The sequence below is a fragment of the Kitasatospora sp. NPDC004272 genome, assembly GCF_053603035.1.
This window is the reverse complement of record NZ_JBSGET010000040.1, coordinates 30,780-44,379: the sequence shown is the minus strand read 5'-3', so window position 1 is coordinate 44,379 and position 13,600 is coordinate 30,780. Positions and strand designations below refer to the sequence as shown.

11 protein-coding genes are annotated in these 13,600 nt (G+C 74.5%); all 11 read left to right on the top strand.

The genetic code is table 11. The features are described from left to right. Positions 1–790 precede the first annotated feature (790 nt). The gene (locus ACWEO5_RS15045) at positions 791–2,326 is read left to right on the top strand and encodes an amino acid adenylation domain-containing protein (protein WP_452162807.1); all 1,536 of its coding nucleotides are present in this window, start codon (positions 791–793) and stop codon (positions 2,324–2,326) included. A gap of 158 nt (positions 2,327–2,484) precedes the next feature. Next, positions 2,485–2,787 (top strand): phosphopantetheine-binding protein, encoded by a 303-nt coding sequence (locus tag ACWEO5_RS15040; protein WP_452162806.1) that lies wholly within the window; start codon positions 2,485–2,487, stop codon positions 2,785–2,787. Next, positions 2,784–4,178: a flavin monoamine oxidase family protein gene (locus ACWEO5_RS15035; RefSeq protein ID WP_452162805.1), complete on the top strand. Its 1,395-nt coding sequence runs from the start codon at positions 2,784–2,786 to the stop codon at positions 4,176–4,178. The genes ACWEO5_RS15040 and ACWEO5_RS15035 overlap by 4 nt, the downstream gene beginning before the upstream one ends. 104 nt (positions 4,179–4,282) lie before the next feature. Then, positions 4,283–5,992: a class I adenylate-forming enzyme family protein gene (locus tag ACWEO5_RS15030; protein ID WP_452162804.1), complete on the top strand. Its 1,710-nt coding sequence runs from the start codon at positions 4,283–4,285 to the stop codon at positions 5,990–5,992. Continuing rightward, positions 5,992–7,419 (top strand): KamA family radical SAM protein, encoded by a 1,428-nt coding sequence (locus tag ACWEO5_RS15025; protein ID WP_452162803.1) that lies wholly within the window; start codon positions 5,992–5,994, stop codon positions 7,417–7,419. The genes ACWEO5_RS15030 and ACWEO5_RS15025 overlap by 1 nt, the downstream gene beginning before the upstream one ends. Beyond that, entirely contained in the window at positions 7,416–8,414 is a 999-nt protein-coding gene (locus ACWEO5_RS15020) for an ATP-grasp domain-containing protein (protein WP_452162802.1), read from the top strand. The genes ACWEO5_RS15025 and ACWEO5_RS15020 overlap by 4 nt, the downstream gene beginning before the upstream one ends. Then, positions 8,411–9,634, top strand: a complete 1,224-nt coding sequence (locus tag ACWEO5_RS15015) for a phenylacetate--CoA ligase family protein (RefSeq protein WP_452162801.1) — start codon at positions 8,411–8,413, stop codon at positions 9,632–9,634. Before ACWEO5_RS15020 ends, ACWEO5_RS15015 begins: the two co-directional genes overlap by 4 nt. An 11-nt stretch (positions 9,635–9,645) precedes the next feature. After that, positions 9,646–10,959, top strand: coding sequence for an MFS transporter (locus ACWEO5_RS15010; protein WP_452162800.1), 1,314 nt, complete (start codon positions 9,646–9,648; stop codon positions 10,957–10,959). Further along, complete coding sequence (locus ACWEO5_RS15005; protein WP_452162799.1) at positions 10,956–11,795, top strand: SDR family NAD(P)-dependent oxidoreductase; 840 nt, start codon at positions 10,956–10,958, stop codon at positions 11,793–11,795. The genes ACWEO5_RS15010 and ACWEO5_RS15005 overlap by 4 nt, the downstream gene beginning before the upstream one ends. A gap of 12 nt (positions 11,796–11,807) precedes the next feature. Beyond that, a complete protein-coding gene (locus tag ACWEO5_RS15000) occupies positions 11,808–13,070 on the top strand; it encodes a phenylacetate--CoA ligase family protein (RefSeq protein WP_452162798.1) in 1,263 nt (420 codons plus the stop codon). 34 nt (positions 13,071–13,104) lie between these two features. Next, positions 13,105–13,596, top strand: a complete 492-nt coding sequence (locus tag ACWEO5_RS14995) for a DinB family protein (RefSeq protein ID WP_452162797.1) — start codon at positions 13,105–13,107, stop codon at positions 13,594–13,596. Positions 13,597–13,600 lie beyond the last annotated feature (4 nt).

The following is a 13,600-nucleotide window of genomic DNA, read 5'->3' as shown; positions in this document are numbered from 1 at the left end:
CCACCACCGGGGCGGCACAGGACCCGGCCACCGCCGGAGCGGCACAGGACCCGGCCACCACCGGGGCGGCACAGGACCCGGCCACCGCCGGAGCGGGCCGAGGCGGGCGAGGGCCGCGCCGAGGACCTGGCCGGTGCGCAGGCAGCCCCGGGCGCGGGAGCCGGTGCCCGCCGGTCCGGCCCCAGCAGGCCGCAGGCCGTGAACCCGTTCGGGCGGCCGGAAGCGGGCCGGGAGCGGGCCAGGGCGGCCGCGTTCCGGGCGGGTGCTCACGCCCCGTCACCGCCCGGGGTGGCGGAGGGGCGGTGGGCGGTGGCGGGCGGTGCCGGGCGGGAGTGGAGCGGCGGGCTCCGGGGGTGGGGGGTTTCCGGCGAACCGGATTGTTTCGGGGGGCCGGTTCCGGTCCGGGGAATGCGGCGGCCGGGATTCGGCCGGGAAAAGTCGGTTCGTCCACCAAGCGTGCTTGATCGGCGGGGTCGGTTATCGCCCGGATCCGCTTCCGTCCTCCTTTCCCTCCCGTTTTCGCAGCGTGCGGTCGATTCGCTGACGCACCGTCAGCCGGATGGCGCGGCGGCGGCCGTGGCGGCATCGGGGCCGGGCGGCCCGGGCGGTGGCGGCCGCTTCCGTCCGATGACTGAACGTGATCAAGTCGCGGCCCGAAGGGGTTCGCGGGGCGATCCCGGGCGGCCCGGATATTCCGTCCGGCAGCCATTGTGGGGCCGGATCGCTGGAGGTAGAGTCCCGGTTCGCCGAAGCACGGACGGGCGCCTCTGGGCATTTTCTTGGAGCGGGCATGTCAAAGAACGGCGGCGTCAACGGACCGGGTTCCGACCTGTTCGACGCGTTCGCACGAACCGCTCTCCGGTGGCCCGGACGGGTCGCGGTCGATTCTCCCGGGGACACGCTCGACTACCGTCAACTCTCTTTCTCCGTCAGCAGGTTGGCGGCTGCGCTGGGTGACCGACCGGGCCCGGTCGCGGTGTCCGCGGAGCACGCTCCGCGGACCGTCGTCGCCCTGCTCGGGATCCTCGCGGCGGGCGGCACGTACGTCCCGGTGGATCCGGCCTTCCCGGTGGAGCGGCAGCGCCGGATGGTGGCCGCCGCAGGCTGCACCGCCCTGGTCGGCGCGGCCGGACAGGCCGCGCTGCTCGGCCTGCCGCACGTCGAACCGGCAGCTGGAGAAGGGGAGTTGCGGCCGAGCGTGGCCGCCGCCCCGGAGGATCCGGCGTACCTGCTGTTCACCTCCGGCTCGACCGGGCAGCCCAAGCCGGTGCTGACCCCGCGCCGGGCGGTGTCGGCGGTGACGGGCTCGCTGCGCGGGCTGTTCGGGGTGACGCCCGAGGACCGGGTGCTCCAGTTCGCCTCGCTGAACTGGGACACCTGTTTCGAGGAGATCCTGCCCGCGCTGACCGCCGGGGCCCGGCTGGTGTTCGACCCGGAGGCGCACTCGGCCTCCTTCCCCCGGCTGCTGCGGGCGGTGGAACGGCGCGGCGTCACCGTGCTGGACCTGCCCACCGCGTTCTGGCACGAACTGGTGCTGCACCTCGCCGAGGACGGCCCGGACGCCCAACTGCCGTCCTGCCTGCGGCTGGTGGTGATCGGTGGCGAGGCCGCCGACCCGGCCCGGCTGGCGGACTGGAGCCGGCTGGCGGACAGCGGCCGGATCCGGCTGCTGAACACCTACGGCTGCACCGAGACCACCCTGATCACCCACGCGGTGGACCTGCTCGGCCCCGACACCCCGGAGCCGGGCCGCCGCTGGGGGCGGGAGGAGCGCGCGCCGATCGGCCGCGCCCTGCCGCACGTCGAGGAACTGCTCACCGACGAGGGCGAGTTGCTGATCGGCGGCCCCGCCCTGGCGACCGGCTACCCCGGCCTGCCGGAGGCCACCGCCACCCGCTTCGCCGAACGGTCCGGCCGGCGCTGGTTCCGCACCGGCGACCGGGTCTCCCGGGGCCCGGACGGGGTGCTGACCCACCGCGGCCGGATCGACCACGAGGTGAAGGTCCGCGGCATCCGGGTCGACCCGGCCGAGGTGGAGACCGCGCTCGGCAGCCACCCCCGGGTGGGCCTGTCGGCGGTCACCGCCACCACCCTGGCGGGCCGCACCGCGCTGGTCGCGTACGTCGTCCCGCGCCCCCGCGGCGACGGGGAGGCGCCCCCGAGCGCCGAGGAACTCCTGCGCCACCTGCGGGAGTCACTGCCCGACCACCTCGTCCCGAGCCGGCTGACCGTCGTCCCGGACCTGGCCCGCACCCCCGGCGGCAAGATCGACCGCGCCGCCTCGCACCGCCTGCACGGCAGCACCGGACGCGCACAGCTGTCCTGATCCCCCTTTTCCCCCACCGGAACCGATGACCAGTCCACTCCGGTGACCGCACCACCCGCGCACCACCTCGCGCACCCCCCGCACCTCCGCACAGCGCACCACGCACCCGCTGGCACCACCGGACCACGCGCACCCCGCACCGGTCGAAGGAGACCCCGATGAGCCTCGACACGCCCGCCGTCACCCCCGCCCCCCTGAACACCGATCCACTGCTGGACGCCGATCCGCTGCTCGACTCGCTGACCGCGGTGTTCCGCCGCGTCCTGGAGCTGCCGGAGGTGCCCGCCGACGGGAACTTCTTCCTGCTGGGCGGGGACTCCCTGGTCGCCACCCGGGTGCTGAGCGCGGTGGCGCGCGCCCACGGCGTCGAGCTGACCTTCGAGGAGTTTCTCGCCGACCCGACCCCGGCGGGCCTCGCCGCCCGCGTCGGCTCCGCCACGGCCGTCCCGGCCACCCGGTGAGCGCGGCTGCACTCCCCGCGGGCTCCCCCTCCCCCGCCGGTGCGCCGCGCTCGGTGGTGGTGGTCGGCGCGGGCCTGGCCGGGCTGACCGCCGCCGTGGAGCTGGCGGAGCGCGGCGTGCGGGTGACGGTGCTGGAGGCCCGGGAGCGGGTCGGCGGGCGGGCCCGGGGCGTCGAGGTCGCGCCGGGGCGGTGGATCGACGCGGGCGCCGCCTACCTGGGCGACCGGCACACCGCACTGCACGCCCTGCTGGCCGCCTGCGACCTGAAGACCGCGCCGACGGACATGGCGGGCGCCGCCAGGTTCGCCCTGGGCACCGAGAACGGCGGGGACGGGTGCGCGGTGACCGTCGAGGGCCGCTTCCCGCCGCTGAGCGCGGTGGCCCTGGGCGACCTGTTCGAGCGGCTGGAGGAGCTGGCGGCGGCCGTCCGCCCGGACGCGCCCTGGCTGACGCCGGACGCCGAGCGGCTGGACGCGCTGACCGCCGCCGACTGGGCGGAGCGCGAACTCCTCCACCCGGACGCCCGGTTGTTCTTCCCGCTGTTCCTGGGCGAGATGATGGCGGCCGACCCGGCGAAGGTGTCCGTCCTGCACATGGCGTTCTACCTGCGCTCGGGCGGCGGCCTGCGCTACCTGAACGCCTTCGCGGGCGGCGCCCAGCAGGACCGGGTGGCGGGCGGCGCGCACCGGCTGTGCGAGCGGCTGGCCCGGCGGCTGCTGGCGGCGGACGGGGTGCTGCGCACCGCCGAGCCGGTGCTGTCGGTGGAGGAGTCCGGCGGGGCGGTCACCGTCCGTACGCCGGACGGGAGTTACCGGGCCGAGGCGGCCGTGGTGGCGGTGCCGCCGCTGCTGGCGGACGCGATCGGGTACCGACCCGAGCTGCCGGCGCGGCGGGCCGGGGCGCGGACCGGGCGGGGCTGCGCGGTAAAGGTGAACCTGGTGTTCCCGGAGCCGGTGTGGCGGGCGCACGGCCTGTCCGGCTGGTCGGTGAACGCGGCCGGCCCGCTGCTGTCCACGGTGGACGACACGCCGCCGGAGGGCTCGCCCGGGGTGCTGACCGGCTTCGTCACCGGCGCGGAGGCGCACCGCTACGCCGCCCTGCCGGCCGCCGAGCAGCGGGAGGCGGCGTTCGCGCAGGCCCGGCGGCTGTTCCCGATGCTGCCCGAGCCGGTCGGCTTCCACCTGACCGACTGGGTCAACGAGCCGTGGAGCAGGGGCTGTTACGCGGCCCTGTTCGGCCCGGGCGACTGGTCGGCGCTCGGCCCGGCGCTGACCGCCCCGCACGGCCGGGTGCGCTTCGCGGGCACCGAGACCAGCACCGAGTTCTTCGGCCTGCTGGAGGGCGCCGTCCGCTCCGGCCACCGGGCGGCCGCCGAACTCCTGAACAGCTGACACAGCATCAATTAGCTACCTGATCAAGCTAGTTCGGACCTTTCCCTGACCGGCGCGCGCCCCCCGAGGGCGGCCCCGGCGACGAGTCCTGCTTGGAGAGCGCCATGAGCGACCAGACCCCCCTCGCCCCGCTGCCCGTCCGGGAGCGGTTCGCGAGCGATCCGACCCTCGGTGCGGGCAACTTCCTCGACCGGGCGGCCGGGGCGAACCCGAACCGGGCGGTGCCGTACGCCTTCTCCCACCGGCTGGACCACCGCGGGCAGGTGGTGCTGGTCGGCCACAGCCTGCTGGACCTGGTGGCGCTGCGCGACCGGTACGCGGCCTGGTACCACGCGATGGGCGTGCGGCCGGGCGAGCCGGTGGGCGTGGTGGTGGCGGAGGGCCTGGAGCCACTGCTGCACTTCTTCGCGCTGACCGCGCTGGGCGCCGTCCCGGCGCTGGTCAACGACGCGATGCGGCCGGACGTCATGGTGCGCTACCTGAACCACGTCGGCGTGGTCGGGGTGGTCGCGGACGACACCACCCGGCTGGCCGCGGCGTACCGGCAGGATCCGCAGCGCCGGCCCCGGTTCCTGGCGCTGACCGCCGAGGTGCAGGCGTCCGACCCGGCCGCGGCGGCGCTGCCGGAGCAGTACCCGTACCAGCACGCGGCCGAGGACGTGGTGGCGCTGATCCACTCCTCCGGGACGACCGGCACCCCGAAGTCGACGGTCCTGGCGCACCGGCAGTTCTGGGAGGGCAAGCAGCCGCGGATGACCCGCTTCCCGGCCGAGCCGGCGGACCGGTTGATGTCGCTGATGCCGCACACCCACGCGGGCGGCCTGAGCTATTTCCTGACCGCCACGCTGCTGGGCCTGCCGACGGTGGTGATGGCGGGCTGGCGGCGCGCGGTGGTGGAGCCGGTGATGGAGGCGTTCCAGCCGACCATGGTGGCCTCCTTCCCGCGCACCTTCGTCGAGTTGGCGACCGGCGAGCTGCCGGTGGCGGGCGCGGCCCGGGTGCACTCCTGGTTCAACACCGGCGACAGCGCGCACTACGGGCACGTCCGGCGGCTGGTGCGACTGGGTGAGCGCCCGGCCGGGTTGATCAGGCCGTGGCTGCTGCCGCAGGAGAAGGCCGGGCAACCGGCGCTCCCCGGCTCGCAGTTCGTGGACGGGCTGGGCTCCTCCGAGATGGGCATGGCGCTGTTCGGGCAGGTCACCTCGCCGGAGACGGAGCGCGCGGACCGCTGCGTGGGCAAGCCGTCCGAGGTGGTGGAGGACGCCGTCGTACTGGACCAGGACGGCGTCGAAGTCCCGGACGGGACGGTGGGGTTGCTGGCGGTGCGGGCGCCCTCGATCACCCCCGGGTACTGGAACGACGAGCGGCTGACGGCGAGTTTCCGGCTGTCCGGGTACTGGCTGACCGGCGACGTGGCCTACCGGGACGCCGAGGGCCGGTTCTTCCACCTGGACCGGACGGTGGACGTGATCGACACCCTGGACGGGCCGGTGTACAGCCTGCCGCTGGAGGAGGTGCTGCTCGCCGACTGCGCCGAACTGGTGCGCGACTGCTCGGTGGTGGGCGTGCCGCACCCGGACGGCGGACAGCGGCCGGTCGCCGTCGTCCAGCTCCAGGAGAGCGCCGAAGTGCTGGACGAGGAAGGGCTGTTGAAGGCCGCCAACGCCGAACTCTCCCGGGCCGGACTGGCCGAGCTGGCCGCACTGCGGGTGGCCCGCACCGACGGGGACTTCCCGCTCGGTCCGACCGGCAAGGTGCTCAAGCGGGAACTGCGCACCCGGCACGCTCGGTTGCTCACCGCTTCGGCCTCCTGATGGACGGCGGAGCACAGCCCTACCAGTACCTGCGGCGGCCACTGGTGGAACCGGACTGGCGGCGGCTGCCGGGCTGGCGGCAGGTGACGGCCGCGCAGTGGCGCGACGCCCAGTGGCAGCGGGCGCACTGCGTGCAGGGCGAGCGGCAGCTGCGGCAGGTGTTCGGACCGCTGCTGACCGACCGGTTCTACGACGAACTGGCGGCCGACCAGCGGGAGTTCGCGACCATGTCGGTGCTGGTCCCGCCGCACATGCTGAACACCATGGCGGTCGGCGCCGCGCTGGAGCCGACCGCGTTCACCGAGGCGTTCCTGGCCGATCCGGTGCGGCGCTACATGCTGCCGGTGCGCACCGACCGGCACCCGTCCTGGCCCAGCCACCCGCTGGCGGCCCGGGACTCGCTGCACGAGGCGCAGATGTGGGTGGTGGAGGGGCTGACCCACCGCTACCCGACCAAGGTGCTGGCCGAACTGCTGGCCACCTGCCCGCAGTACTGCGGGCACTGCACCCGGATGGACCTGGTCGGCCGCTCCACCCCGCAGGTCGCCAAGACCCGGCTGGTGCTGCGCCCGGCGGACCGCGAGGAGCAGATGCTCGACTACCTCAAGCGCACCCCGTCGGTGCGGGACGTGGTGGTCTCCGGCGGCGACCTGGCGAACGTGCCGTGGCCCCGGCTGGAGTCCTTCCTGCTGCGGCTGCTGGAACTGGGCTCGGTGCGGGACGTCCGGCTGGCCAGCAAGTCGGTGGTCGGGCTGCCGCAGCACTGGCTGCAGCCGAAGGTGCTGGCCGGGGTGGAGCGGGTGGCCCGGCTGGCCGCCCGGCGCTCGGTCAACCTGGCGGTGCACACCCACGCCAACCACGCGGCGTCCGTCACCCCGCTGGTCGCCGAGGCGGCCCGGGCCCTGCTGGACGCGGGCGTGCGGGACGTGCGCAACCAGGGCGTGCTGATGCGCGGCGTGAACGACAGCCCCCGGGCGCTGCTCGACCTGTGCTTCGCGCTGCAGGGCGAGGCCAACGTCCTGCCGTACTACTTCTACCTGTGCGACGTCGTCCCGAACGCCGAGCACTGGCGGCTGCCGCTGGCCGCCGCGCAGCGCCTCCAGGAGGCGATCCTCGGCTACCTGCCGGGTTACGCCACGCCCCGGCTGGTCGCCGACGTGCCGCACGTCGGCAAGCGCTGGGTGCACCAGGCGGTCGGCTACGACCGGGTCCGCGGCGTCTCGTGGTGGACCAAGAACTACCGCACCGGGCTCGAACTGCGCGGCGGCGCCGGGTCGTTCGACCCGGACGGGCTGGGCCGCCGGCACCCGTACGTGGACCCGGTGGACACCCTGCCGCCGGAGGGGCGGGCCTGGTGGGCCGAACGCGTCGAACGGGCTTCCCGGGGCGGGGAGTTCGAGATGAGCGAGCTGGAGGAGGGCGAATGAGCGAGCAGCGGGCGCCGCTGCGCCGGATGTGCTGGATCTTCCCGGACCGGGAGTCCAGCCGGTCGGGCGCGATGTGGAAGCACTACTTCTGGGACATGTACGCGGAGATCGCCGCCGAACTGGGCCTGTCCTGGACGATGCACGCCCCGGAGGCGGTGACGGTGGACGGCACCGACCCGGCCCGGCCGCGGGTGTACGTGGACGGCGAGCGGGTGACGCCGCAGGACACACTGTTCATCACGGCGCTGTACTCGCTGCCGTACCAGTCGATGGACGTGTTCAACCAGCTGACCCTGTGCACCGTGCTGGAGCAGGCCGGGTTCTACCTGCCGTTCCCGGCGCAGGTGTCGCTGCTGGGCAACGACAAGCTGGCGACGGTGCTGTTCCTGGCCGACTCGCCGGTGCCGCCCGTCCCGTCGGTGCGGATCGGCTCCGGGCGGGACGTCTCCAAGCACCAGTACGAGGCGGCGCTGGACGGGCTGACCTTCCCGGCGATCGTGAAACCGTCCGGCTGGTGCGGCGGCGGCGGGATCTGCCTGGCCCGCTCCCGGGAGGACGTGCGCGGCCTGGCCAGCCTGGCGCAGGGCGGCGACACCGTGCTGGTGGCGCAGCCGTACCTGGGGGACGGCACGGTCGACTACCGGGTGTACGTGATCGACGGGCAGCCGTACGCGGCGCTGCGGCGCACACCGGAGGCGGGCTCGCCGGTGGCCAACGCGAGCCGCGGCGGGTCGATGGAGTTCTGTCCCGTACCGCCCGAACTCGTGGACGTCACGGCCTACTTCGCGAAGAAGCTGCCGATCCCGTTCTTCTGCGTGGACTTCCTGCACGACGGCGAGCGGTTCTGGTTCTCCGAGCTGGAGCCGGACGGGGTGATCGCCCCGGACCTGGAGGACCCCGGCCGCCCGGTGCAACGCGCGGTCACCCGGGCCCGGTTCGCCGCCTACCGGGACGCGCACGCGGCCTTCCTGGCGGACGGGGGCGTGCGGCGATGACCACTCGTACGACCTTCTCGCTCACCGAGGCGGCGGCCGCCGAGGGCCTGGCGGTGGCCCGTCGGACGCTCGAACTGCTGCGCGGCGTACCGGAGTTCGGCGAGCGGTACGCGGCCGCCGCGCCGCCCGGCACGCTGGCGGAGCTGGCCGCGCTGCCGCCGCTGGCCAAGGACGACCTGAACACCGCGCTGGCGCACCTGGAGCCGGCCGCCGAGCACGGCGCGACCTGGCTGTTCCAGAGCGGCGGTTCGACGGGGGCGCCGAAGGTCGGCTACGCGCCGACCGGGTTCTACATGGCGAAGGTGTTCGAGCACTGGCAGCCGCTGGAGCGGGACGACGTGTTCGTCAACGCCTGGGGCGCGGGCCGGATGTGGGGCGCGCACTTCCTGGCGGCGGGCCTGGCCGACCTGTCCGGCTGCCGGGTGATCGCGCTCGGCTCGGTGACCGCCGAGGAGTACCCGCAGTGGCTGGCCTTCCTGGCCGACCGGAAGGTCACCGCGATCGGCGGCACCCCGAGCGTGCTGCGGCTGTGGTTCGCGCACGCCCGCGCCGCCGGGATCGAACTCCCCTCGCTGCGCAAGGTGTTGTGGCTGGGCGAGGCGTGGCAGCCGCAGTTGGAGGAGGACCTGGCGGCGGTCGCGCCGAAGGCCCGCCGGCACGGCATGTTCGGCTCCACCGAGACCTGGGTGGTGGGCGCCAACTCCCCCGACTGCCCGGCCGACACCTTCCACCCGTTCCCGCACCAGCTGGTGCACGTCGGTGACGGCGGGCTGCTGGACTTCACCTCGCTCGACCCGGCCATGCTCAACCCGGTGCTGCGCTACCGCACCGGCGACGCGGGCGAGTTGGTGCCCTGCCCGTGCGGGCGGCCGGGCCCGGCGATGCGGGTGCTGGGCCGCCGGGACAACGTGGTGCAGGTGCGCGGCCTGGGCCTGCACGTGGACGAACTGCTGGCCCGGGTCGAACGCGAGCCGGGCGTCAGCCGGGCCCAGGTGCTGGTCACCGAGCGGGGCGGCCGGGCGGAGTCGGTGGACGTCCTGGTGCTCGGCGCGCTGCCCGATCCGGACTCCCTGCGCCGCGCGCTGCTGGCCGAGACCTTCACCCTGAGCACCGCCTTCGTCCACGACCCGGAGCACGTGCGGGTCCGGGTGGTGGACGCGCTGATCAGCAACGACCGGACCGGGAAGACCGCCGGGTTCGCCGTCCGGGAGGAACTGTGAGCCGAGGGGCCGTGAAACTGCGCAGGCCCGAGCAGCTGGGCCGGGGCTTCAACCTGTTCTGGTTCGGCAAGTCGGTCTCCAACGTCGGCGACCGGGTGACGGTGTTCGTCGTCCCGACCCTGATGATCTTCGTGCTGCACGCCTCGGCGCTGCAGGTCGGCGTCGTCGCGATGGCCCAGTACCTGGGCATCCCGCTGCTCGGCCCGGTGGCGGGCGTCCTGGTCGACCGCTGGGACAAGCGGCGCACCCTGATCGCCTGCGACCTGGTGCGGCTGGTGGCGGTCGCGGTGATCCCGGCCGCGTACTGGCTGGACCTGCTCTCCACGCCGCTGCTGTTCTGCTGCGTCGCGGCGGTCTCCGGGGCGACCATCTTCTTCAACGTCGGCTACCTGGTGGCCGTCCCGGCCGTGGTCGAGCAGCCGCACCTGGTGCGCGCCTACTCCCGGCTGGAGGGCAGCGGCTCGGTCGCCGAGGTCTCCGGGCCGTCGATCGCCGCCGCCCTGTACGGGGCGCTCGGCGCGGCCTCGCTGCTGGTGGACGCGGCCAGCTACCTGGTCTCGGCGGCCTGCTTCCGCTGGATGCGGCCCTGGGGGCGGCCCACCGTCGCCCAGGGGTCGGTGTGGCAGCGGCTCACCCTCGGCTTCCGGCTCAACTGGCAGGACCCGGTGCTGCGCCGGGTGGTGCTGGCGGCCGTCACCCTCAACTCCGGCGGCCCGGTGTTCGTCACCGTGCTGCCGGTGCTCGCCTACCGGGGCCTGGGCGTCAACGTCGGCGTGTACGGCGCCGCGATGTCCGCGGGCGCGGTCGGCGCGCTGCTGGGCGCGCTGGTCGCCCCGCGGATCGGCGAACGCCTGGGCATCGGCCGGACCATGGCCTGGGCGCTGCTGCTGCACTGCCTGGTGGGCCTGGGGATCCTGGCCGCGCCGACGCTGCCCGCCGGTCCGGTCATCGCCGTCACCATGGGCGCTTACGGCTTCTTCATGTCCTGCATCAACGTGTGCTCGGCGCCCGCCCGGCAGTCCCGGATGTCCGCGCAGCACCAGGGCGTCATGCACGCCGCGTTCCGCACCGCCACCTGGGGCGTGATCCCGCTCGCCGCGCTGGCCGGCGGCCTCGCCGTCTCGCTGCTCACCGGCCCGCTCGGCGTCCTGGACGCGGCCCGCTGGACCATGGTCGGCGGCACCCTACTGGCCGCCTGCTCCTTCCTGCCCGCGCTCGGCGTGCAGCCCCGGATGGACGCCGACCTGCCGAAGGCCGTGGACCTCTTCCCCGAGCCGACCGCGCCCGCCGACGGCGCCACCGAACCCGCGGAGGCCAGGAAATGACGGAGCGTCAGCGACTGCTGGTCACCGGCTGCTCCTCCGGCATCGGGCTGGCCACCGCGGCCGCCGCGAGCCGGGCCGGCTGGGAGGTGCTCGCCACCGTCCGCGACCCGGGCCGGGCCGACGCGCTGCGGGCGGCCGCGCCGGCGGCCGAGGTGCGGCGGCTGGACGTCACCGACGAGGACTCGGTGGCGGCCTGCTTCGCCGGGATCGACCGGCTCGACGCGCTGGTCAACAACGCCGGGATCTCCAACTCCGACCCGACCCTGGAGATGTCCACCGCGAAGGCGCTGCGCGCCAACCTGGAGGTCAACTTCTTCGGCACGGTCGCCGTCTCGCGCGCCGCGATGCCGCTGCTGCGGGCCTCCGGCGGGCGGCTGCTGACCATCGGCAGCGTGCACGGCGTGGTCGGCCAGCCCTTCAACGAGGCGTACTGCGCGGCGAAGTTCGCCGTCGAGGGCTTCATGGAGTCGCTCGCCCCGGTCGCCGCCGCGCACGGCGTGCGGGTCTCGGTGCTGGTGCCCGGCTACGTCCCGGACACCCGGTTCGGGATCTTCCCGGACGTCGACCGCCGTACCGTGCAGGCCGCTTCGGGCCCGTACGCGGACACCTTCGCCGCGTACGGCGCCCGGATCGGCGCGCACTGGGCCGGCGCCGGGCAGCCCGCCGCGGAGGTCGCCGCCGCGGTGCTGCGCGCGCTGGCCGAGGAGCGGCCGCCGTTCCGGATCCCCACCGGTCCGTGGGCCGCGGCCTACCTGGACGCCAAGCTCGCCGACCGCGACGGCGGCGCCGTGCAGCGGCTCGCCCGCGACTGGATCGGCCTGAACCCCCTGCCCTGAGGAGCAACCACCGTGCCCGCACTGCCGCTTCACGCGCTCGTCGACCACGCCCGGCGCAACTCGCCGTTCTACGCCGAGCTGTACCGCGACGTACCCGCCGTCGTCACCTCGCTCACCCAGCTGCCCCTCATCGACCACGTCGCGTTCTGGTCGGCCAACCGCTGGCCGGACAACCGGCTGCTGACCGGCCCGCTGACCGACGCCGCCGTCTACAAGTCCGGCGGCACCACCGGCGCGCCCAAGTTCTCGCCGTGGACCCGCTCCGAACACTTCGACTCGGTCAGCGCGTTCGGCGCCGGGCTGGTCGACGCCGGGCTCCGGCCCGGGCAGAAGGTCGCCAACCTGTTCCGGGCCGGCGAGTTCTACAGCGGTTTCCTGTTCATCGAGGGCGCGCTGCACCACGCGCCGATCGACAACGTCCGGCTGCCGGTGGCCACCGCGCCCGACGAGTACGTGGCCGACCTGGTGCACTCCTTCGGGGTGGACGTGCTGGCGGGCGAGCCGATGAAGCTGTCGGCCGTCGCCGAGACGCTGCTCAAGCAGGAACGGCCCGCCCCGCAGGTCGAGTTGATCCTGTTCGGCGGCGACATCCTGTTCAACGACCTGCGTCCGCTGCTGCGTTCGGCCTTCCCGAACGCCGCGCTCTCCTCGATCGGCTACGCCTCGGTGGACGCCGGACTGGTCGCCGGACCGGTGCCCGCCGGGGACGACCTGCGGGTCCACCGGGCCTTCCCCAACCGGACGGTGGTCGAACTCGTCGACGACGCCACCGGCGAGCCGATCACCGAACCCGGCGTTCCCGGGCGGGTGGTGGTCACCAACCTGTTCCGCACCCTGGTGCCGATCCTGCGCTACCCGGCGGGCGACCGGGCCGAGTGGACGGACTCCGACCGCCGCACCTTCCGGCTGCTCGGCCGCTCCACCGAGGGCGCCCGGGTCGGCATCGTCAGCATGCCCACCGAGGACGTCCGCGACGTGCTGCTCGCCCACGACCCCGGGCACCACATCACCGGCATGCAACTCGTCCAGCGCCGCTGGGAGAACCGCGACGGCCTGATCATCCGCCTCGGTCACACCACCCAGTCCCCGCCGCCCGCCGAACTCACCGAGACCCTGCGCCGCGCCGTCCTCGACGCCCGGCCCGCCTACGTCTCCGAGGCCGCGATCGGCGCGATCCACCCGCTGCGGGTCGAGTGGGTGCCGCGGGCCGAGCTCGTCACCAACCCCCGGACCGGAAAGCTCCGCCAGGTCATCGACGAACGCCCCGCGCACTGACCCGTCCGGCCGCCCGGGTTGGCATGATGGTCCGATGAGCGACCTCCAGCGCACCGAGCCCTCCCGGGTGGCCGACGACCGGGCCTCCCTGACCGAGTTCCTCCAGTACCAGCGCGAGACGCTGGCGATGAAGTGCGCCGGCCTGACGGCCGAACAGCTGCGGCTGCGGGCCGTACCGCCCTCCGAGCTCTCCCTGCTCGGCCTGGTCCGGCACCTCGCCGAGGTCGAGCGCAGCTGGTTCCGCAACGTGGTCAACGGCGACGGGGCCCCCGCCCACTGGCCGGACGACGCCGCGTTCGACGTGGCCGCCGCCGACCCCGCCGAAGCCTTCCGCACCTGGCAGGAGGAGTGCGCCCGCTCCCGCGCCACCGTCAACGACGCCGCCTCGCTCGACACCCCGATCCACTGGCGCGCGGAGGTCTTCACCCTCCGCTACGTCGTCACCCACCTGATCGAGGAGTACGCCCGCCACAACGGCCACGCCGACCTGCTGCGCGAACGCATCGACGGCGCCACCGGCGAGTAGCCGC

Bases quoted from the DNA above. Each gene is read 5' to 3' on its own strand.
- ACWEO5_RS15045 (WP_452162807.1), top strand. From the start codon at position 791: ATGTCAAAGAACGGCGGCGTCAACGGACCGGGTTCCGACCTGTTCGAC.
- ACWEO5_RS15040 (WP_452162806.1), top strand. From the start codon at position 2,485: ATGAGCCTCGACACGCCCGCCGTCACCCCCGCCCCCCTGAACACCGAT.
- ACWEO5_RS15030 (WP_452162804.1), top strand. From the start codon at position 4,283: ATGAGCGACCAGACCCCCCTCGCCCCGCTGCCCGTCCGGGAGCGGTTC.
- ACWEO5_RS15025 (WP_452162803.1), top strand. From the start codon at position 5,992: ATGGACGGCGGAGCACAGCCCTACCAGTACCTGCGGCGGCCACTGGTG.
- ACWEO5_RS15020 (WP_452162802.1), top strand. From the start codon at position 7,416: ATGAGCGAGCAGCGGGCGCCGCTGCGCCGGATGTGCTGGATCTTCCCG.
- ACWEO5_RS15015 (WP_452162801.1), top strand. From the start codon at position 8,411: ATGACCACTCGTACGACCTTCTCGCTCACCGAGGCGGCGGCCGCCGAG.
- ACWEO5_RS15005 (WP_452162799.1), top strand. From the start codon at position 10,956: ATGACGGAGCGTCAGCGACTGCTGGTCACCGGCTGCTCCTCCGGCATC.
- ACWEO5_RS14995 (WP_452162797.1), top strand. From the start codon at position 13,105: ATGAGCGACCTCCAGCGCACCGAGCCCTCCCGGGTGGCCGACGACCGG.